At 72.2% G+C, this 18,882-nt stretch carries 19 protein-coding genes; 5 read left to right on the top strand and 14 right to left on the bottom strand.

The annotated features are described in order from the left end of the window. Positions 1-120: 120 nt before the first annotated feature. The 3 genes from E1298_RS18465 to E1298_RS18455 all read right to left on the bottom strand — a co-directional run bounded on the left by E1298_RS18465 (position 121) and on the right by E1298_RS18455 (position 3,236). Positions 121-540 carry a Cg1360 family ATP-synthase-associated protein gene (locus E1298_RS18465; RefSeq protein WP_131894848.1) on the bottom strand — a complete coding sequence of 140 codons (420 nt, stop codon included), beginning with the start codon at positions 538-540 and terminating at the stop codon, positions 121-123. A 362-nt stretch (positions 541-902) separates the two neighbouring features. Then, a complete protein-coding gene (locus tag E1298_RS18460; RefSeq protein ID WP_131894846.1) occupies positions 903-2,078 on the bottom strand; it encodes a glycosyltransferase family 4 protein in 1,176 nt (391 codons plus the stop codon). A 78-nt stretch (positions 2,079-2,156) separates the two neighbouring features. Then, positions 2,157-3,236: a DUF2207 domain-containing protein gene (locus E1298_RS18455; RefSeq protein WP_165975534.1), complete on the bottom strand. Its 1,080-nt coding sequence runs from the start codon at positions 3,234-3,236 to the stop codon at positions 2,157-2,159. Between the two features lie 179 nt (positions 3,237-3,415). Here E1298_RS18455 and E1298_RS18450 point away from each other — a divergent pair, with 179 nt between their 5' ends. Beyond that, positions 3,416-5,500 carry a sensor histidine kinase gene (locus tag E1298_RS18450; protein ID WP_131894842.1) on the top strand — a complete coding sequence of 695 codons (2,085 nt, stop codon included), beginning with the start codon at positions 3,416-3,418 and terminating at the stop codon, positions 5,498-5,500. A 296-nt stretch (positions 5,501-5,796) separates the two neighbouring features. After that, entirely contained in the window at positions 5,797-6,279 is a 483-nt protein-coding gene (locus E1298_RS18445; protein ID WP_131894840.1) for a hypothetical protein, read from the top strand. Between the two features lie 59 nt (positions 6,280-6,338). On the opposite strand, the gene E1298_RS18440 is transcribed toward E1298_RS18445, so the two are convergent. The 3 genes from E1298_RS18440 to E1298_RS18430 all read right to left on the bottom strand — a co-directional run bounded on the left by E1298_RS18440 (position 6,339) and on the right by E1298_RS18430 (position 8,893). Continuing rightward, on the bottom strand, positions 6,339-7,544 hold the full coding sequence (locus E1298_RS18440; protein ID WP_131894838.1) for an anti-sigma factor: 1,206 nt from the start codon (positions 7,542-7,544) through the stop codon (positions 6,339-6,341). After that, on the bottom strand, positions 7,541-8,053 hold the full coding sequence (locus E1298_RS18435) for a SigE family RNA polymerase sigma factor (RefSeq protein ID WP_131894836.1): 513 nt from the start codon (positions 8,051-8,053) through the stop codon (positions 7,541-7,543). The genes E1298_RS18440 and E1298_RS18435 overlap by 4 nt, the downstream gene beginning before the upstream one ends. A 99-nt stretch (positions 8,054-8,152) precedes the next feature. Continuing rightward, entirely contained in the window at positions 8,153-8,893 is a 741-nt protein-coding gene (locus tag E1298_RS18430) for an AfsR/SARP family transcriptional regulator (protein WP_131894835.1), read from the bottom strand. A gap of 97 nt (positions 8,894-8,990) precedes the next feature. Between E1298_RS18430 and E1298_RS18425 the strand changes: the two genes are divergently transcribed. The 3 genes from E1298_RS18425 (at position 8,991) to E1298_RS18415 (ending at position 12,027) form a co-directional block, all read left to right on the top strand. Beyond that, complete coding sequence (locus E1298_RS18425) at positions 8,991-10,928, top strand: sensor histidine kinase (RefSeq protein WP_131894833.1); 1,938 nt, start codon at positions 8,991-8,993, stop codon at positions 10,926-10,928. Further along, positions 10,925-11,596 carry a response regulator gene (locus E1298_RS18420; RefSeq protein WP_131894831.1) on the top strand — a complete coding sequence of 224 codons (672 nt, stop codon included), beginning with the start codon at positions 10,925-10,927 and terminating at the stop codon, positions 11,594-11,596. The genes E1298_RS18425 and E1298_RS18420 overlap by 4 nt, the downstream gene beginning before the upstream one ends. A gap of 107 nt (positions 11,597-11,703) precedes the next feature. Then, positions 11,704-12,027 (top strand): hypothetical protein, encoded by a 324-nt coding sequence (locus E1298_RS18415; RefSeq protein ID WP_131894829.1) that lies wholly within the window; start codon positions 11,704-11,706, stop codon positions 12,025-12,027. Positions 12,028-12,052: 25 nt separating this feature from the next. On the opposite strand, the gene E1298_RS18410 is transcribed toward E1298_RS18415, so the two are convergent. The 8 genes from E1298_RS18410 to E1298_RS18380 all read right to left on the bottom strand — a co-directional run bounded on the left by E1298_RS18410 (position 12,053) and on the right by E1298_RS18380 (position 18,605). Then, positions 12,053-12,421 (bottom strand): bacterial transcriptional activator domain-containing protein, encoded by a 369-nt coding sequence (locus E1298_RS18410; RefSeq protein ID WP_165975533.1) that lies wholly within the window; start codon positions 12,419-12,421, stop codon positions 12,053-12,055. After that, positions 12,418-12,795 (bottom strand): AfsR/SARP family transcriptional regulator, encoded by a 378-nt coding sequence (locus E1298_RS48190; RefSeq protein WP_165975532.1) that lies wholly within the window; start codon positions 12,793-12,795, stop codon positions 12,418-12,420. Before E1298_RS48190 ends, E1298_RS18410 begins: the two co-directional genes overlap by 4 nt. Before the next feature lie 261 nt (positions 12,796-13,056). Next, complete coding sequence (locus tag E1298_RS18405; protein ID WP_131894825.1) at positions 13,057-13,890, bottom strand: L-threonylcarbamoyladenylate synthase; 834 nt, start codon at positions 13,888-13,890, stop codon at positions 13,057-13,059. A gap of 98 nt (positions 13,891-13,988) precedes the next feature. Continuing rightward, entirely contained in the window at positions 13,989-14,849 is an 861-nt protein-coding gene (prmC, locus tag E1298_RS18400; protein ID WP_131894823.1) for a peptide chain release factor N(5)-glutamine methyltransferase, read from the bottom strand. Further along, the gene (gene prfA, locus E1298_RS18395; RefSeq protein ID WP_131894821.1) at positions 14,846-15,907 is read right to left on the bottom strand and encodes a peptide chain release factor 1; all 1,062 of its coding nucleotides are present in this window, start codon (positions 15,905-15,907) and stop codon (positions 14,846-14,848) included. Before prfA ends, prmC begins: the two co-directional genes overlap by 4 nt. A gap of 114 nt (positions 15,908-16,021) precedes the next feature. Next, the gene (rpmE, locus tag E1298_RS18390; RefSeq protein WP_121434040.1) at positions 16,022-16,240 is read right to left on the bottom strand and encodes a 50S ribosomal protein L31; all 219 of its coding nucleotides are present in this window, start codon (positions 16,238-16,240) and stop codon (positions 16,022-16,024) included. 199 nt (positions 16,241-16,439) lie between these two features. Continuing rightward, on the bottom strand, positions 16,440-17,093 hold the full coding sequence (locus tag E1298_RS18385) for a response regulator transcription factor (RefSeq protein ID WP_131894819.1): 654 nt from the start codon (positions 17,091-17,093) through the stop codon (positions 16,440-16,442). 126 nt (positions 17,094-17,219) lie between these two features. Continuing rightward, on the bottom strand, positions 17,220-18,605 hold the full coding sequence (locus E1298_RS18380) for a sensor histidine kinase (protein ID WP_243725652.1): 1,386 nt from the start codon (positions 18,603-18,605) through the stop codon (positions 17,220-17,222). Positions 18,606-18,882: the final 277 nt, after the last annotated feature.

Genomic DNA, 18,882 nt, shown 5'->3' with positions numbered 1-18,882 from the left:
TTGACCGTCCTCCGGCCGAGGTTTCTGCTCGCTCATCGCGCTCCGGACGATAGCAGGCCATACAGTCGGTGGTCATATTGGAGTAGTCCAGAGATGCCGGCACCGTCCGCGGGGCCATGGTCAAGGACTCCGGTCCAGCGCGTTCTCGGGCTCGTCAATGTAGGGCCTCCCCTTCTGCAGGGCGACACGGAACTCGGCGGCGATCCACGCCAGGGCCAGGCCCACGACCGACCAGCCGAACACCGTGGTGTTCCAGAGGGACACCCCGTCCATGGACGTGACCAGCACCATCACCGCGAGGATCTTGACCGCGTAGCTCGCGAGGGCGGCCAGCATCATGGTCTGCGAGGAGACCTTGGAGGCCCACGACACCGCGAGGGCGCTGATCGAGAAGAAGGCGGTCACCACGACGGTGGCCAGTGCCGCCGCCAAGGCGCCCTTGGCGCCGGCGACCAGCAGGCCGATCAGAACGGCGCCCACCCCGGCCGATACGGTCGGGATCGCGGCGCCGCGGAGGATCCGGGCGTCGGAAGGTTGCATCAGGGCTCCGGCTGGTCACGTTCAGTGTTCGTCTCTTGTTCGTGAAAGGTATCACAAGCGTCCGGATTGTCCACAATTACCCTAGAGGTAACCGCCTCGGCCGACGCCGGACCCACCCACGGGCCGCACTCGCACCACGGACCTTAACCCAGGTCAGGACACCGATTCCGGGGAACGCCCCTGGACGCGCCGCCGCCGCGCCGGACCGGCGGCCACACCGCGTGACACGCGCGCGGAGTGCACGCTCTCTACCCGCGGGATCCGCCCTTACACGTCCGTCCGCAGACGTTTCGCAAACCGTCACTCTCCGGTCACTTCGCCCGCCGTCGCGGACGCGGTCCAGCAGCCGGGGGACGTCCCGGTTAGACGGGCATTCTGGGGCGCTCGGCGGAGCGGTCCTTGTCGCCGTGCCCGCCGGGCCCGGGCTCGGCCGCGCCGCCCCGGCGGCGGCGCCAGGGGGTGGCCAGCATCAGCAGCATCCCGGCGATCGCCACCACCAGCGTGACCCCCAGCGTCTTCCACGCGTGGTCGAACAGCGTGAGCCCGATCAGCCCGGAGGCCAGCAGCCCCACCCAGAAGTACATGATCAGCACGGCCCGGCGGGTGGAGTGGCCCAGCTCCAGCAGGCGGTGGTGCAGGTGCTGCTTGTCGGGCGAGAACGGCGACCGGCCCTGGTTGGTGCGCCGCCACACCGCGAGCAGCATGTCCATGAACGGCACCGCCGCCACCGCGGGGATGAGCAGCAGCGGCACGTAGAACGGGAAGAGCCCGTTGGCGAGGATGACCGGGTCGAAGCGGCCCGTCAGCGTGATCGTGGACCCGCTGAGCAGGAGCCCGATCAGCATCGAGCCGGTGTCGCCCATGAAGATCCGCGCCGGGCTGAAGTTGTGCGGCAGGAACCCCGCGCACATCCCGAACAGCACCGCGGCGGTGAGCGTCGCGCTGCTCAGCGTGGTCACGCCGTTGACCTTGGACAGGATGTAGGCGTAGGAGAACAGGGCGAGCGCGGCGATCCCGACCACGCCGGCGGCCAGGCCGTCCAGGCCGTCGATGAAGTTGACCGCGTTGATGGTGGCGACGACGACGAAGACGGTCAGCGGCACGCCGTAGCCCGGCGGCAGCGACAGCGGCTCGCCGTTGGGCAGCGGGATCACATAGATCTGGATGCCCTGCATGATGAAGATCCCGGCGGCCGCGACCTGCCCGGCGAACTTGGTGAGCGCGTCCACCTCCCACCGGTCGTCGGCGATGCCGATCAGCACGATGAGCCCGCCCGACAGCAGCAGCGCCCGGCCGACGCTGATGTCGCTGTCCGCGAGGACCTTGCGCATCTCCGGCAGGCCCGAGGCGACGATCAGCGCGGCCACCATCCCGCCGAACATCGCGAGGCCGCCGAGCCGGGGCGTCGGGATGACGTGGACGTCGCGGTCGCGGGGGACGGCCTGCGCGCCGAACCAGACGGCGAACCGGCGCACGGCCGGGGTGAGCAGGTAGGACACGAGGGCGGCGGCCAGGATGGTGAGCAGGTACTCCCGCAACTCCCCCGCGCCTCCCCTCGCCGATGTCCCCGCCGCCGCGGGCCCCGGCTCGCGCCGCCGGCCCGGTCCACACGCCCGTCACCCAGGTAGACGGCCGTCCGAGGCGAAGGGTTCGCCTCCCGACCGATCAACTCTAATCCTCCCGGAGAGCGCCCGCTGCGAGTTGGGGCGTCCGAAATCGGTGGGCGACCGGCCGGCGAGGACGATGGCCCCTCCGACGATCATGAGGGCGAGCCCGGCGAGGCACCGGTCTCCCAGCGAGAACGCCCACGGGCCGCGCTCCAGGACGTCGTCGCCGACGTCCGCCGCGACGAGCAGCCCGCCGATCGCCGCGAGCGCCGCGCCGGTCCTCCGCCCCGGCCCCGGCACCGGACGCCGGGCCGCCAGCGCCGCCGCGCCGACGGCCAGGGCGAGCACCGCGGTCCCGGGCCAGCTCCCCGTCCAGTGCGGCGGGGCGTAGCGGGGCGGCGGCACGACGATCGCCCGCTTGGGCAGCTTGACCCGGACCGTCATCCCCTCGTGCGGGCGCAACCCGCTCTGGGTGAAGTCCACCGCGTACGGGCCGTCGCGGTCGCGCAGGCAGCGGGTGGTCTCGCCGGCCGCCCCGGCCTGGCAGCTCGCGTACCGCAGCGGCACCGGCGCCTCCACCCGGACCGCCGCGTTGCCGATCGGGACGTCCCAGCTCGTCCCGATCGCGTCCCAGACGAGCTCGTCGTGATCGGCGTAGGGGGTGAACACCCAGGCCATCTCGTACTCGATCACGTACGCCTGCCGCCCGGTGACCTTGCGGTGCCGGTCGCCGACGCTGATCCGCACGTCGTGCAGCAGCTTGAGCGTCTTGGCGCGGGCCGGGGCGCCGGTCGAGGAACTGGTGCTGACGTTGCGCACGTCGTAGAGCCGGTCGGCGTGGCGGAACGGGACGCGCCGGACGATCCCGTGCTCGCCGCCCCGGGCGAAGTCGTAGGTGATCGTCTCCCTGACCTGCAAGATGCCGTCGGTGCGGAGGGTGAGCACGACGTCGTAGGTGGGGATGCTCTCCCCGGACTCCGGATCCGGCAGCGGGACGGCGGCGCGGGCGGGCAGGCCGAGGAGGACGGCCACGAGCAGAACCCCCGCCGCGACCGCCGACCCCCGGACACAATCACGCACGTCAGGCATAGTTCCACCGTTACGGCCGGACCGTCGCCGTAACGAACCGATTACTCTGCGGGTCATTCGGTCGCTCTCCGTCCAGGCTACGCGCCGGGCTGCGCGCCTGATCCCCGGCGCCAGATGCCTCGCGCGACCATGCGGGCGCACGTGGCCTCGTCTGCGCGAACCCGCCGTAAAGTCGTCGCGTGGGGAAACGGGGGCAGACCACGGACGGGGCGGCGCGCCTCGGCCGGCCGCCGGGCGTGCCCAAGGGGCCCGCGCCGTGGCCGAGCGTGCCGGACTTCGCCGTGCCCGCGCTCCTCGCGACCGTCCAGCTCACCGGCACCTGGGGGCTGGCCGAGCTCAACGACCTGCGGCCCGGCCAGGAGCGCTGGATGGCCGCCATCGCCTGCGTCGTCATCGCCTGCGTCGCGCTGATCTGGCGGCGGACCGCGCCGGTGCCCGTGCTGGCCGCCGCCGTCGCCTTCTCCGCGTTCGGCGTGGCGGCGATGGGCAGCAGCGACACGCTGGTCGCCGGGCTGGCGGACGCGGTCGCCCTCTACTCGCTCGCGGTGCGCCGGGAGCGGCGGGAGGCGATGATCGGCGGGGTGGTCGCGGGCGCCGTGGCGCTCGCCGTGGTCGCGCCGATGCTGCGGAACGTGACCGACATCCTGCTCAACGGCACCGTGAACGTCCTGTACTACCTCCTGGTCACCGCGCTCGGCCAGCTCAGGCGGCAGTACAAGCGGCGGCGGCGCGCCCTCGCCGAGCAGCTCGCCGAGGCGGAGCGGGCCCGGCGGGCGGCGGCGGAGTCCGAGCGCGAGCGCCTGGCCCGCGATCTGCACGACGTGGCGGGCCACCACCTCAGCGCCGTGGTCGTCCACAGCGGCGCCGTCGCCCGCACGGCCGACCCGGCGCTGGCGCGGAACGCCCTGTCGGCCGCCGCCGACACCGGCCGCGACGTCCTCACGGCGCTCAGCCGGCTGGTCGACGTCATGGGCCCGGACGACCCGGACGGCCGGGACGGCGGCCTCGGCACGCTCCTCCCGCAACTCTGCCACGGCCTGGCCCGGCTCGGCGTCCCGGTCTCGCTCGCGATCGAGGGCCGCGCGCGGCGGCTGCGTCCCGAGGTGGGCATCGCGGCGTACCGGATCGTCCAGGAGTCGCTCACCAACGCGATGCGGTACGCGCCGGGCGCGCCGGTGGCGGTCGAGGTCCGGCACGTCCCGGGCGCGGTCGAGGTGGCGGTCGCGAACGAGGCGCCCGGCGAGGACGCCGCCGTCCACGCGCTCGGCTCGGGACGGGGCATCGCGGGCATGCGCGAGCGCGCGGAGGCGCTCGGCGGCACCCTCACCGCGGGCCCGCCGGACGGCTCCGCGATCACCGCGGCCAGCGCCGCCGACGCCGCCGACTCCGAAGAGGCTCCCGAGCGCGGGCCCGGGCCCGGCGGTTGGACGGTCCGGGCCGTCCTGCCCACCTCGCCCTCCGGGGGGCGGCGGAGGTTCGGGTGGTCGGAGGTGCTCGACGCGACGGTGGCCGCGTTCTGCGCGATGGTGCCGGCGCTGCTGGCCTTCACACCGCCCGACCCGATCCTGGGCGATGTCTCGTACGGCGAGACGGTGCTGATCACGGCCCTGCTGCTGGCCCGCGGCATCCCGCTGTGGTGGCGGCGCCGCGCCCCCTACCTCGCGCTCGGCGGGCTGGCCGCGCTGGACATCGCCGGGGCGCTCACCGTCGGGGCGCACACCTCGCCGTTCCTCGGGCTGCTCCTGGTCGGCGGCCCGGCGGAGATGGTCGCCGTCTACGCGGTCGCCGGTTACGCCCGCCGGGGCAGGCCGACGTGGCCCGCGCCGTTCATCGGCGCCGCGCCCTGGGCGGTGACGTTCACGACGCTGATGGTGACGGACCCGGACACCGACCAGTCTTTGGGCGTCGTCCCGTTCGGGCTCGGCGCGGGCGGCGTGTTCGGGATCCTGGTGCTGCTGCCGTTCTGGGCGTGGGGCAAGGCCGTCACGGGACGCGGCCAGCGCTGGGAGGCGACGGCGCGGGAGACGATGGCCGCGCGCAAGGGCGAGGCCGTCCAGGCGGAACGCCACCGGGTCGCGCTGGGGCTGCGCGCCACCGTCCTGGACCACACGGCGCGGCTGGTGCGCGCCGCCGAAGCGGGCCTGGCCGGGACGGGCGAGGACGCGCAGGCCGCGCTGGTCGCGGTCACCGAGCACGCGCGGGCCGCGCTGCTCGACATGCGGGCCCTCCTCGACACACTGGAAGACACGCCGGAAGAGGCATGACCGGTACGTGATCTTCGTCTCGTCCGAGGACGCCCGGCCGGGTCTTCTCCCGGCCCGGAACCATCCGGCCATCCCTTCCAAGGCGGGCGCCGAACGTGCCGTTTCTCACGGGCGGACGGCGCCGGATCCAGAGCGCACGGCCTGCCAGACCGTTGGACGACAGGGACGCCGTATTGGTTCGGCCCGTTTCCGGTTTCGGCCACCCCCGGCCGCGAACTAAGTTCCCGATAAAGATGATCTTGCCATCGCTGCTAGATTTCCCCGCTAAACCGAGAAACCTGAGCATGGAGGGACCTATGCGGCGAATCGCTGCAATCGGCCTGGCAGCCGGCACCCTGATGACCGGTGTGGCCGTTATGAGCACCCCCGCCAACGCGGCCGTCGCCACGAAGGCCCCCGCGACGGCGCAGGCCCCCGCGGCCGCGACCGCGGCCGCCGCCAGGAGGTGGGTGCCCTACAACTCCTACGCCAACATCAACGCGTGGGGCACCTACACCCGTTCGGGCGGCAGCGTCTACGTGAGCGGCTACCTCCAGGACACCAAGAGGAACGGCTACACCGCCTGCGTGCGCTTCCTCTTCAAGGAGGGCACCCGCGGCTACTGGTCGCGCCACAAGATCGTCGGTGTGCGGAACGGCGTCGAGTACAACTTCGACGGCGTGGCCAAGGTCAAGATCAGGGCCAGCTCGTCCTACAGCGGCCACCTCTACGTGCAGGAGTGCGGCCGCAAGAAGTCGACGGGCAAGTACTACTACGGCAAGACCAAGCGGCTCTTCTGAGCCCTCGGATCCGCCGCTAGAAACATGGGGCCCCGCCGCATCGCGGCGGGGCCTTCCGTTCACCAGTCCAAATCGAAGAATCCCGAAACACCCCTGATCTGTATCGCCGTGCCGCCCTTGGCGAGATCGACCAGCCCATAGCCGGTGATCAGATATCCGCCGGACGCGTCGACCTTGAGTATCTCGCTTCCGATGAAGGGCCCGTCCGGCAGCCGGATCGACCGCAGCACGCGTCCGTCGTCGGCGGAGATCTCCTTGAGCCTGTCGGCCTCCGGCGCATAGGTGGGAGGCTCGCCATTACCGGAAAAGGCTTCCAGCCTGCCCTCGAACACCAGGACGCGGCGGCCGTCCGGATAAGCGGCCACACCTTCATAGGCCCGGGGGCTCGCGATGTGGCGGATATCGTGGCTGACCTGGGCCAACCGCCCGCCACCCGCGCGCGTCACCGGCAGGCTCCGCAATTCGTGGACCTCTTTGAAGTCGGTGTAGGCGTTTCCCTCGACCCGTGAGCGCACGAAGAACAAGAGGTCGCCGCGGCTCGACCACGACAGCCTGGAATCCCCCGCGCCCTGCGACTCGCGCCATTCGCGACGCGCACCCGTGGCGGTATCGATGACTCCGATTCTGCCGTTCACCGCGCTCTGCTGCGGGGTCGGCTCCGGCAGGCACGCCTCGATAGCGTAGGCCAGCTTCCGGCCGTCCTCGGTGACCGCGATGGCGCCGTTTCTGGTCACCCGGCCCGTCATGGCCGAGCCGGCGAGAGGCCGGTAGTCGACTATCTTTCCGGACGCGCTGACCGAGATCCGCATGATCTGGGACCTGCACTGCTTCGCGCCCCTCTTCTTCGCGAAGACGAAAAGCGTCCTATTGTCGCCGGCAGCCGCCAGTGCCTCGAAACTCATCCCGGCCGGAGCCTGCTTGGCGTCCATCACCCGGCCGGTCCGGGAATCGTGGACCTCCACCCGCGAGGAAGACCGTCCCTCGGCGATGTAGCTGGCGAACAGGAACCGCGGCATCGTCGGGACCTTCTGCAGGCGCCGGTCGGGCTCGCCGACCAGCTGCCTGATGCCGAGCAGCCCGGCGATCATCACGAGGATCGCGGCCACGGCGCAGAGCGGGAGGACCCAGCCCCGCAGCGGGGCGCCGCGCGCGTTCGGCTCGGCGCGGGATCGCCGGTGCTCCGGGAGAGGCCGCGGCTTCGCTTCGTCCACCGTGTCCGCCGTGGCGCGCAGGGCGTCGCGCAGCCGGTTCTCGATGTCGGTCATCGGGCCTCCTCTCCCAGCTCGCGGGCCAGCGCGCCGAGCGCCCTGGCCATCGTCGACCGGACCGTTCCAGGGCGGATGCCCATGGCCGCGGACACCTCATCGTCGCTGAGATCGAGGTAGTAGCGCAGCACCAGTGCCTCGCGCTGGCGGCGCGGCAGCCGCCGCAGCGCCCGCATGACCTCGCGGCGGTCCTCGCCGAGCAGCACGGCCGACTCGGCCGACCAGATCGGCGGCTCGTGCGGCTCGGTGTACCGCCACATCACCCGGCGCCGCCGCAGCGTCATGCGGCACCCGTTCAGCACCGCGGCGCGGACGTAGGCGAGCAGCTTGCCCTCGTCGTCCAGCCTCGGGGGGCGGTCCTGCATGCGCAGGAAGACGTCCTGGACGACGTCCTCGGCGGTGGCCTCGTCTCCCACCAGCAGGACGGCCATCCGGACGAGACCGGTCTGGTGCTCCTGGTAGAGCGCGACGAGATCGCGGGTCAGGGGGACGACCACGAAGGTGATCATAGGCGTGGCCGTACGCGCGGACCCGGGAAAGAACGGATCGTCTGACGGCCGGTAAAGGACACTGTGCTCCTCGCCGCACCCCATGACGCCGGCGGACGTTCAGGACACCAGCGATCGCACCTCCGGCTGCTGGAAGAGGTTCCGGAAAAGGGAGCTGGGCTCCAGGCCGATCTCCTCGATGAGGAGCCGCCGGTAGCGCAGGAACACCCGCCAGGCGCTCACGTGGTCGCCCCGCGCCAGGTGGGCGGCGGCCGTGAGCCGGTGGGGCGTCTCGCCCAGCTCGTCCACGCGGGTGGCCGCCTCGGCCAGTTCGATGGCGCCGGGCGCGTCACCGGACGCGAGGGCGTGCTCGGCGAGCCGTTCCAGCGCGTGCAGGCGCAGCCGGTCCCAGCGGTCCCGCGCGGCGCGCACCCCCTCGTCCGTCCAGCCGGGGAGCAGTTCCCGCGCCAGCAGCGCGGTCCCGGCCGGGGCCACCGCCCGGGCCTCCCCCTTGACCACGGCCCGCGCGACGCGCTCGGCCTCGCGCAGGTCGACGTCGACGCCCCCGGCGAGCGCGACCTGCGCGGGCGTCACGTCCAGGACCCGGTCCCCGGTCTCGCGGCGCACCCGCCACAGCGCCTGCCGCAGCCGCTTGCCCGCCTCGGGGGACGGCACGTCGGGCCACAGCCTGCTCTGGACGGACGCCCTGCTGAGCCCGCCCGGCTCCAGCGCCACCGTGACGATCAGGGCGCACAACGCGTGGGGCAGCCGGATCTCGGTGTCCCCCGTCCGGCAGCGGAAGCAGGAGAGGAGATCCAGCCCGACGTCGTCGGCCCCCGCAGTCTCTTCATCACCATGCATGCCCAGTAGATGCGCGAGCCCCGCCGTCCGCTGCTCGCCTCCGCCCACAATCTCGACAAATCCGCCGAAGGTCTCCGCGTCCCCTTAGGGTCATCGTGTGCGGGCGGACGGGGACGTCGGGCGATGGCCGCGCGCTGCCGACTGGGGCGTGCCGCTGCTGCTGGCGTGCGCGCAGTTGTCCGTCACCTGGCTGGTGACCGACAAGAGCGGCGACCCGCTCGGCGACCGCTGGACGGCGGCCGCGCTCGTGACCGGGTTATCGGCGGTCGCGCTGCTGTGGCGCCGGATCGCCCCGGTGCCGGTGCTGGTGGCGACGGTGCTGCTCAGCGCGTTCGGCATCGCGGTGGCCGGGTCCTCGGACGCGCCGATCGGCGGGGTGGCCGACGGGGTCGCGCTGTACTCGCTGGCGGTGCACCGCGAACGGCGACAGGCGGTCATCGGTTGCCTGGCGGCGTTCGCCGTGGCCTTCGCGGCGGACCTGCCGCAGTCGGACGGCGCGGGCGAGGTGTTCACCGGGGCGCTGGACGGGGTCACCTACCTGGGCATCACCGCGTTCGGCCAGCTCCGGCGGCAGCACAAGGCCATGCGGAGCGACCTTCAGGCCCGGCTGGCGCGGATCGGGCAGGAGAACCGCGCGGCCGCCGAGGCGGAGCGCGAGCGCCTGGCCCGGGACGTGCACGACGTCGCGGGCCACCATCTCAGCGCCGTGGCCGTCCACAGCGGCGCCGCCGCCCGCCGGGACGATCCGGAGCTGACCTCCCAGGCCCTCGCCGTCGCCGCCGAGACGGGCCGCGAGGTGCTGAAGTCGCTGAGCGGGCTGGTGGACGTGGTGAGCCCGCGCGCCGACGGCGGGCTCAAGGCACTGCTCCCGCCGCTGTGCCAGGGCCTGAACCGGCTGGGCATCCCGGTGTCCCTCGCGGTGGAGGGGCGCGTGCGGAAACTGCCCGCCGAGGTGACCACCACCGCGTACCGGATCGTCCAGGAGTCGCTCACCAACGTCATGCGCTACGCCTCCGGCGCGCCGGTGCGGGTGACCGTCCTCTACCTTCCCAGGACGGTGGAGGTGAGCGTCGAGAACCAGGCCCCCGCCGACGGAGGGACCGTCCCCGCGCTGGGCACCGGCCGGGGCATCCGCGGCATGCGGGACCGCGCGGCACGGCTCGGCGGCGACCTCAGCGCGGGCCCGGCTCCCCTGGGCGGCTGGTCGGTGGTCGCGCGCCTGCCGACGACGACCACGTCCGAGTACGGCGGGGGCTGGCCGGAGATCCTGGACGCCGTCACGATCGCCTTCTGCGTGACGCTGCCCATGCTGGGCTTCGTCCCCCCGGAGCCGTTGATCTCGGGCTGGCCGCTCGCGGAGCTGGCGCCGACAATGGCGGTGCTGGCCGTACGGGCCGCCCCGCTGTGGTGGCGGCGTCGTGCCCCCTACGCCGCGCTGGCCGCGCTCATCGTCATAGACGTGATCTGGGTCGCCGTAGGCGCGCTGTGGTCGGTCGACTTCCTCGTGCTGTTCGCGCTCGGCTGCCCGGCGCAACTGGTCGCGGTCTACTCGGTGGCCTGCTACCACCGCGGCAACCAGTGGACGTGGCCCGCTGCGCTCCTGGCCCCGCTCCCCTGGAGCCTCGTCCTGGGCCTCGCGTTGGTCATGGACCCGGAGTTCTCGGCGGACGGCCCGGATCCCGACGCATTCATCTTCGGGCTGGTGCTCGCCTTCCTGGTCACCACGCCCCTGACGTTCGCGATGTGGGGCTGGGGCACGCTGGCCGCGATCAGAAGCCGCCGCTGGGGGACCACCGCGCTGGACGCCGCGACCGCGCGGACGGGCGAGGTCGTCCGGGCCGAGCGGAGCCGCGTCGCGGCCGGGTTGAGCGCCACCGTCCTGGACCGCACCGCCCGGCTGGTGCGGGCCGCCGAGGCCGGCCTGGCCGGGACGACCGGCGACGCGCGAGCGGCCCTTGCGGTCGTGGCGGACGAGGCACGGGCCGCCCTGACCGATATGCGCCGACTACTGGACGCGATGGAGGAGAAGACATGAGCATCCGGGTCCTGGTGGTAGACGATCAGACCATCGTCCGCGCGGGGTTCACCGCGATCATCGGCGGCGAACCGGACATGCGGGTGGTCGGCCAGGCCGGGGACGGCGCCGAGGCACTGCGCATGGTCCCGGAGAAGCGGCCCGACGTGGTGCTGATGGACATCCGGATGAGCGGCATGGACGGTCTGACCGCCTCCCGCGAGCTGGCCGCCATGGGATCCCCCGCGCGGGTGCTGGTCCTCACCACCTTCCACCGCGACGAGTACGTCTTCGGCGCCCTGCGCGCCGGAGCGTCCGGCTTCCTGCTCAAGGACTGCGACCCGCAGGAGCTCGTGGACGCCATCCGCACGGTCGCCTCGGGCGAAGCCCTGCTCGCCCCCGCCGTCACCCGCCGCCTCATCGACGCCTTCGTCACCGGCGCGATCGTCCCGCCGTCCGCCGCCGACGAACGCCTGGACCTGCTCACCCACCGCGAGCGCGACGTCCTCGTCCACGTCGCCCAGGGCCTCAGCAACACCGAGGTCGGCGACACCCTCGGCATCAGCACCGCCACCGTCAAGACCCACGTCAACGCGATCTTGGGCAAGCTCGACCTGCGCGACCGCGTCCAGGCCACCATCTTCGCCTACGACACCGGCCTCGTCCGCCCCAGAGGAGCCAACCCCTGACCGGCGCCTCTCCCCCTCAGGGTCTACCCCGCCTCTATCGGACGGTCGGCAGGGAGTCCGTCCCAGTGCAGGAAGCGTGCGCCGCCCCAGCACGATTCCCTTGATACATGGCCCAAGAGGAAACGCAGCCGGGAGCCGGCACAGCGTCCAGCGAAGAATCGGACAGCCGGTCCCAGGACGCGGACGAAGGGCTCGATGCCGAGTGGCTCCTGCCCGCCCTTCCCCTCCTTGCGGCGCGGGGCATCCGCGCCTTCAGCGACGACGGATTCTGGGCCTGGGCGGCCACGGGCCTGTTGGTGCTCGCGCTGGTCATCGGCGCGGCCCTGATTGTGATCTCCGTGCGGCGCCGGGCGTACGGGACGCCCATCTGCGTGGCCGCAGGCGCGATATTCGTGGGGATCATCGCCTACGTCAGGAACGACTTTCCTTAACGGCGGCAGTCGGTCCGAAGGGCGTTCACCGCCTGACTCTTTCGCCCTCGGTCTTCGCGCGGACGAGGTCGCGGAAGACGCGGCTCGGGTGCACACCGAGGGAATGCCGCACCTTCTCCTCATAGCCGAGATACACGCGACGCGCCGCGATCGTGTCGCCCATCGCGACATAGGCCGAGAACACGATCTGGTTCGGCTTCTCCGCGAACTCGTCGATGCCGACCGCCTCCAGGCCGATCTCTATCGCCGCGAGCGCGTCCCCCGCGTCCAGGCACGCCGCCGCCACCTTCTCCAGCGCGAGCAGCCGGAGACGGTCCCACTGGTCCCGCTCCCGCAGCACCGGCTCGTCGGTGAAATCGCGCAGCAGCTCGGTGCTCAGCAGCCGGATGATCAACGGGTCGACGTCGTGCAGCCGTTCGGATCGGACCGGAGCAGGTTGCGGGCGATCGTCTTCGCCGCCCAGTAGTCGATCGTGACGTCGCCGGCCAACCGCACCCGGTCGCCGTCCACCACGATCAGGGCGTCCTCGGTCGTGCTGCGGATCCGCCAGAGCAACTGGCTCAGCCGCTTGCCCGCGCGTGCGGGCTCAAGGTCGGGCCACAGGTCGGTCTCCAGGACCTTCCGGGGCAGGAAGCCGTCCTCGAACGCCAGCCGGACGACCAGCCGGCGTCCGGCGGCCGTGAGCGCCCCCTTGTCGCCCACGAGGGAGCAGGAGAACTCAGGGAGGAGATAGACGTCGATCTGTTCCCGGGGTGCATCTACCCCCATGACAACCCCCGTCGTCATCGTTCCGGTGAGGAATCCAGAGTCCGCGGCACGCGAACCGCGGCATCGATCCCATCAGCGGGACGTCTCCTGAGGATCTCCGAAGCGTCGTCGAACCGTCTCGCGCGCGAAAGAGCGGCCCCCTCATCATGCGAGAGAGCCGCCTGCGGCAGGACGATCCGGAAGTCTCAGCCCAAGCGGAGGGTTACTGCGAAGGCTGCTAGGAGCTGCTGGGAGGGCTGCTGAGAGGGCTGCTGAGAGGGCTCAGTCCGCCTGTTCCGAACGCGTGCGCGGCTCGTCCTTGCTCAGGGAGGGCTTCGCCACCGCCTCGGCGGGGGCCTCCTTGGTGAGCGAGGGCTTCGCGGAGGGGGCGTCGCCGTGGGGCTCGCCCTTGATGAGCGAGGGCTTCTCGCCGGTCGCCTCGGTGAGCTCCTCGCGGTCCTCGCCGGGCTCGTCGTCGGTCAGCAGGACGCCGACCACGGAACGGATCTTGTCTTCGGGGATGGCGCCCACGCGCAGCAGGCGCGGCACGGAGCCGGTGAGGTCCACGATCGTCGAGGCGTCGGCGTGGCCGGACGGGCCGCCGTCCAGGTACACCGAGACGGAGTCGCCGAGCATCTTCTCGGCGTCCGCGGCGGTGCGGGCGGGGGGCTGCCCGCTCAGGTTGGCGCTGCTGACCGCGAGCGGGCCGGTCTCCTTCAGCAACTCGACGGCCAGGTCGTGCATCGGCATCCGCAACGCGACGGTGCCCTTCGTCTCGCCGAGGTCCCACATGAGGTTGGGGTTCGCGCGGCAAACCAGCGTCAGGGCGCCGGGCCAGAACTCGTCGATCAGGTCCTGGCCGTAGGTGCCGAGGTCATCCACGAGCGCGGTCGCGGCCCGGACGGAGCCCACCAGGACCGGCGGCGGCATCTCGCGCCCGCGCCCCTTGGCCTCCAGCAGCGTCGTCACGGCGGGAGGCATGAACGCGTCGGCGCCGACCCCGTACACCGTGTCGGTGGGCAGGACGATCAGCTCGCCGCGCCGAACGGCGGAGAACGCCTCGGCGATCCCCCGGGTGCGCTCCATCGGCTTGGAGCAGTCAAAGCGTCGGCTCACGGTCGGCTGTTTCCCATCTGCGCAGCGCTCGTCGTCATGGCAGGGCCCAGGATAACCGCGCGCGGCGCCAACGTGCGCTCCGCACGGTCGCCGATCTTTCAGTCGGCGACCAGGCGGGCCGTGACGAACCTGTCCCGGTTCGTCAGATCACGGCGGTTGCGGACGTCCCGCCAGCCGTTCTCCTCGGCGAACACCCAGTACACGCCGTTGCCCTGCAAATCGCTGTGCTCTACCGCGGCGTAACCGCCAGGGCGCAGCAGGCGGCGAGCGGTGCTCTCGACGACGCGGATGGCGTCCAGCCCGTCGTCCCCACCGCCCCAGAGCGCGTCGGCCGGATCGTGGTCGCGGACGTCGCGCGGGACGTACTCCCACTCGCTCATCGGAATGTACGGGGGATTGCTGACGACGAGGTCGACGGTGCCGTTCAGCTCGGTGAGGGCGGTGCCGAAGTCGTCCAGGTGCAGGCGGACACGGCCCCGCTCGTCCAGCTCCTCGATGTTGCGGGTCGCGTGGACGAACGCGGTGGGGTCCTTCTCGACCGCGTGGACGCGCGCGCGGGGCGCCTCCAGGGCGATCGACAGCGCGATGGCCCCCGAGCCCGTCCCGAGATCGACCACCAGCGGGTCGCGGACGTCCATGTCGCGGAGCGTCTCCAGCGCCCAGCCGACCATCACCTCGGTCTCCGGCCGCGGGACGAAGACGCCGGGGCCGACCTTCAACTCCAGGAAGCGGAAGAACGCCCGGCCCGTGATGTGCTGCAGCGGCTCCCCGGCCTCGCGCCGCGCGACGAACTCCCAGAACCGGGCGTCGAACGCGCTGTCGGGGACGCCGTGCAGCTCCGAGCGCTTCACGCCGTGGACGGCCGCGGCGAGCTCCTCGGCGTCGGCGCGGGGCGAGGCGGCCCCGGCGTCGGCGAGCCGCGCGGTGGCCCTGGCGATCTCGTCGAGCAGCAGTTTCATGATCCTTGGGCTTCGGCCAGTCGGCGTTCCACGTCGGCGTCGACCAGCGCCTGCGTCACGTTGTGCAGGTCGCCGTCCAGCACCTGGTCGAGGTTGTAGGCCTTGTAGCCGACGCGGTGGTCGGAGATCCGGTTCTCCGGATAGTTGTAGGTGCGCACCCGCTCGGAGCGGTCGACGGTGCGGACCTGGCTCTTGCGCTCGGCCGACGCCGCCGCGTCCGCCTCCTCCTGCGCGATCGCCAGCAGCCGGGACCGCAGGATGCGCAGCGCCTGCTCCTTGTTCTGGAGCTGGCTCTTCTCGTTCTGGCAGGAGACCACGACGCCCGACGGCACATGAGTGATCCGGACCGCCGAGTCGGTGGTGTTCACGCTCTGCCCGCCTGGACCGGACGAGCGGTACACGTCGATGCGCAGGTCGTTCGGGTCGATCTCGACCTCGACGTCCTCGGCCTCGGGCGTCACCAGCACGCCGACCGCGCTGGTGTGGATGCGCCCCTGCGACTCGGTCGCGGGCACCCGCTGCACGCGGTGGACGCCGCCCTCGAACTTCAACCGCCTCCAGGCGCCCTCTTCCCCGCCCTTCGCCTTCACCGCGACCGTGACGTCCTTGTAGCCGCCCAGGTCGGACGGGTGCGAATCGAGGACCTCGGTCTTCCAGCCCACCCGCTCGGCGTACCGCAGGTACATCCGCAGCAGGTCGCCGGCGAACAGCGCCGACTCCTCGCCGCCCTCCCCGGCCTTCACTTCGAGGATGACGTCCTTGCCGTCGTTGGGGTCGCTGGGGACGAGCAGCCGCCTCAGCCGCTCCTCCAGCTCCTCCTTGCGCTTCTGCAGCTCGGTGGCCTCGGCGGCGAACGCCTCGTCCTCGTCGCCCAGCTCGCGCGCGGCGGCCAGGTCGTCCTCGGTCGTGGACAGCTCGCGGTACGTCTCGACGATCGGCCGGAGCTCGGCGTAGCGCTTGCCGAGCCGCCGCGCCAGGTTCTGGTCGGCATGGACGGACGGATCGCTGAGCCGTCCCTCGATGCCCGCGTATTCGCTGATGAGATCGTCGAGATTCACGGTGTGTCCTGACCCGTTCCGGCCCCGGGGAACCCGGGTGCCGACTTCGAACGGCCCGGGGACCTGGAGAGTCCCCGGGCCGTTCCTTGGTCGCTGCGAAGCGCTGGCCTTGCCCTACTTGTCGGCCTTCTTCTTGCCGAAGCGCTGCTCGAAGCGCGCCACCCGGCCACCGGTGTCGAGGATCTTCTGCTTGCCCGTGTAGAACGGGTGGCAGTTCGAGCACACGTCCGCATGGATCACGCCGTTCTCGGCGGTGCTGCGGGTCTCGAAGGTGTTGCCGCACGTACACGTCACGGTCGTGACGACGTAGTTCGGGTGAATGTCAGGCTTCATGGGATCTCCTCGCCTCAAGCGGTCGCCGGGCGCCTCCTCCGCACGGCGGGGCCATGGGAGATGTGGGAGGCGTGAACCGGTACCGCAGCGGTTGCACTCCAAGTGTGCCAGATACGCCAACGTGCCGAGGTCACGGCCCATTCCCGATCTTGCCCCCCGCCGGACGGCTTCCGCCCTCCGGCCTCCCCGGCGGCCTCGGTCAGGTCTCGGTGCGGCCGAGGTAGGCCAGGACCGCCATGACCCGCCGGTGCCCGCCCTGCGCGGGCTGGAGGCGCAGCTTCATGAAGATGTTGGAGATGTGCTTCTCCACGGCGCCCTCGGTGACGACCAGGTCCTGGGCGATGGCGCCGTTCGACCGTCCCTGCGCCATCAGCGCCAGCACCTCGTGCTCGCGCGGGGTCAGCGCCTCCAGCAGGTCGCCGGAGCGGCGCCGTCCGAGGAGCTGGCCGATCACCTCCGGGTCGATCACCGTTCCCCCGGCGGCGATGCGGCGGACCGCGTCGATGAAGTCCGCGATGTCCGACACCCGCTCCTTCAGCAGGTAGCCGACCCCCTCCGCGCCGCCCCCGATGAGGTCGGTCGCGTAGCGCTCCTCCACGTACTGCGACAGGACCAGGATCGGCGTGCCCGGCATGCTCTCCCGGACGGCCAGCGCGGCGCGCAGCCCCTCGTCGGTGAACGAGGGCGGCATCCGCACGTCCACGATCGCCAGGTCCGGGACGTGCTTCTCGACGATGCCGAGCAGCCCGGGACCGTCCCCGACCGTCGCCACGGTCTCGATCCCGGCGTCGCCGAGCAGCCGGACGAGCCCTTCGCGCAACAGCACCGAGTCCTCGGCGATCACTACCCGCATCCCCTCATTATCGGGCCTGCGCCCACCACCCGGGCCGAAAGATCGGTTTCGGGGGAGGTGGGCGGGGCCCCGGTGGCCGGGCCCCGCCCGCCCGGAGCGGGGGCCGCCGCCCCGGGCGGAGCCCGGCTACCAGGTGCAGGGGAGGTCGGCGCGGATGATCGTGGGGCCGCCGGGAGGGCTGTCGACGATGAGCATGCCGTCGATGGTGGCGGCCCGGTCGGCCAGCCCGGACAGCCCGCCGTTGCGGCGCGCGACCGCACCGCCGACCCCGTTGTCGATCACCTCGACGACCACCCACGCGTCCTCGCGGACGACCCGGACCGAGGCGCGGGTCGCGCGGGCGTACTTGGCGATGTTCGCCAGCGACTCAGCGACGATGAAGTACGCGATGCTCTCGACCGCGGCCGGGGGGCGTTCCGGCAGGTCCACGTCCACCTCGACGGGGACGGGGGCGCGGCCGGCCAGCCCGGACAGCGCCGGGTCCAGGCCGCGGTCGGTCAGGATCGCCGGGTAGATCCCGCGGGCCAGGTCGCGCAGCTCGGAGATCGCCTCCTTGGTGCCCGAGTGGGCCTGCTCGATCAGCGCCCGCGCGCCCTCCGGGTCGTCATCGAGCTTGGCGCGCGCGCGTCCGATGTCCATGGCCACGGCCAGCAGGCGCTGCTGCGCCCCGTCGTGCAGGTCCCGCTCGATGCGGCGGCGCTCGAACTCGGCCGCGTCCACCCCGCGGGCCCGGCTGGCCTGAAGGTGCGCGGTCCGCTCGCGCAGCTGGCGGTTCTCGGCCTGTGAGGAGCTCTGGCCGAGCAGCAGCCTGGCGAGCGAGGCGTGCCCGATGGCCATCACACGCGTCGTGTACATCGCCAGGACGAGGAAGACGAGGCCGCCCACCGAGACGGGCAGGGCCGTCACCGGGTTGCCGGCCCAGTAGGAGATGAAGCCGAAGCTGACCTCGACGCCGCCGTCGAACGCCGTGATCACCGGCATGAACAAGAGGGTGCCCGTCGTGCCCCAGACCACCGCCGACACCACGAACTCCACCAGCGCGACCGGGAACAGCAGCCCCAAGTAGAGGAGGTCCTTCCAGGTGGCCGGGTCGGCCGCCATGCTCTTGAGCTTGGCCAGCGGGTTGCGGCCCGGTGCGAGCCGCCGGTACGGGCTGGGGATCGCGACGCCGAACGCCGCCCGGACGAGCCCGCGTTCCAGCATCGCGCCGAACCGCCACGCGATCATCAGCAGGGCCAGGAGAGGGATGCCCACCCAGATGATCGCCGTGGCGATCGAGAGCGCCAGCCCGACCACCAGGACGACGAACCAGCCGAGCCCGAAGGCCAGGCTGACGGCCAGGTATAGGGCCGAACGCCAGGTCAGCGATGACCGGGCCATGTCGATCGGCGTCCAGGCGCCGTCCAGGACGGACGTCCCGCCGCCAGGACCGCCGCGCACCACGGCCTTCCACGCACCGCCCAGCGCCATGGCGCTCCCACCCTTGCCGGAGTCCCTGCTCAACTCGCCCACGTCGTCCCTCCGTGCCCTTTCCCACCGTACGAGTCAAGCCTGCCGAGCACCGACCCCGGCCACCATGATGTCCGCTGCCCCTTCCATGGTGGGGCTAGCCCCAGGGCGTTCACCCAACCCCGGCCCAACGGCTCGCCTCGGCGGGGCTACCGGCTCGCCCTGGCGGGGGCTGCCAGCTCGCCTTGGGCTGTCGGCTCGCCTTGGCGGGGACTGTCAGCTCGCCTTGGCAGGGCTCCAGCTCGCCCTGGCGGGGGCCGTCAGACGGACGCCCCCGGCC

The organism is Actinomadura rubrisoli, assembly GCF_004349215.1.
GTDB lineage: Bacteria > Actinomycetota > Actinomycetes > Streptosporangiales > Streptosporangiaceae > Spirillospora > Spirillospora rubrisoli.
This window is presented reverse-complemented; position numbering and strand designations above follow the sequence as displayed.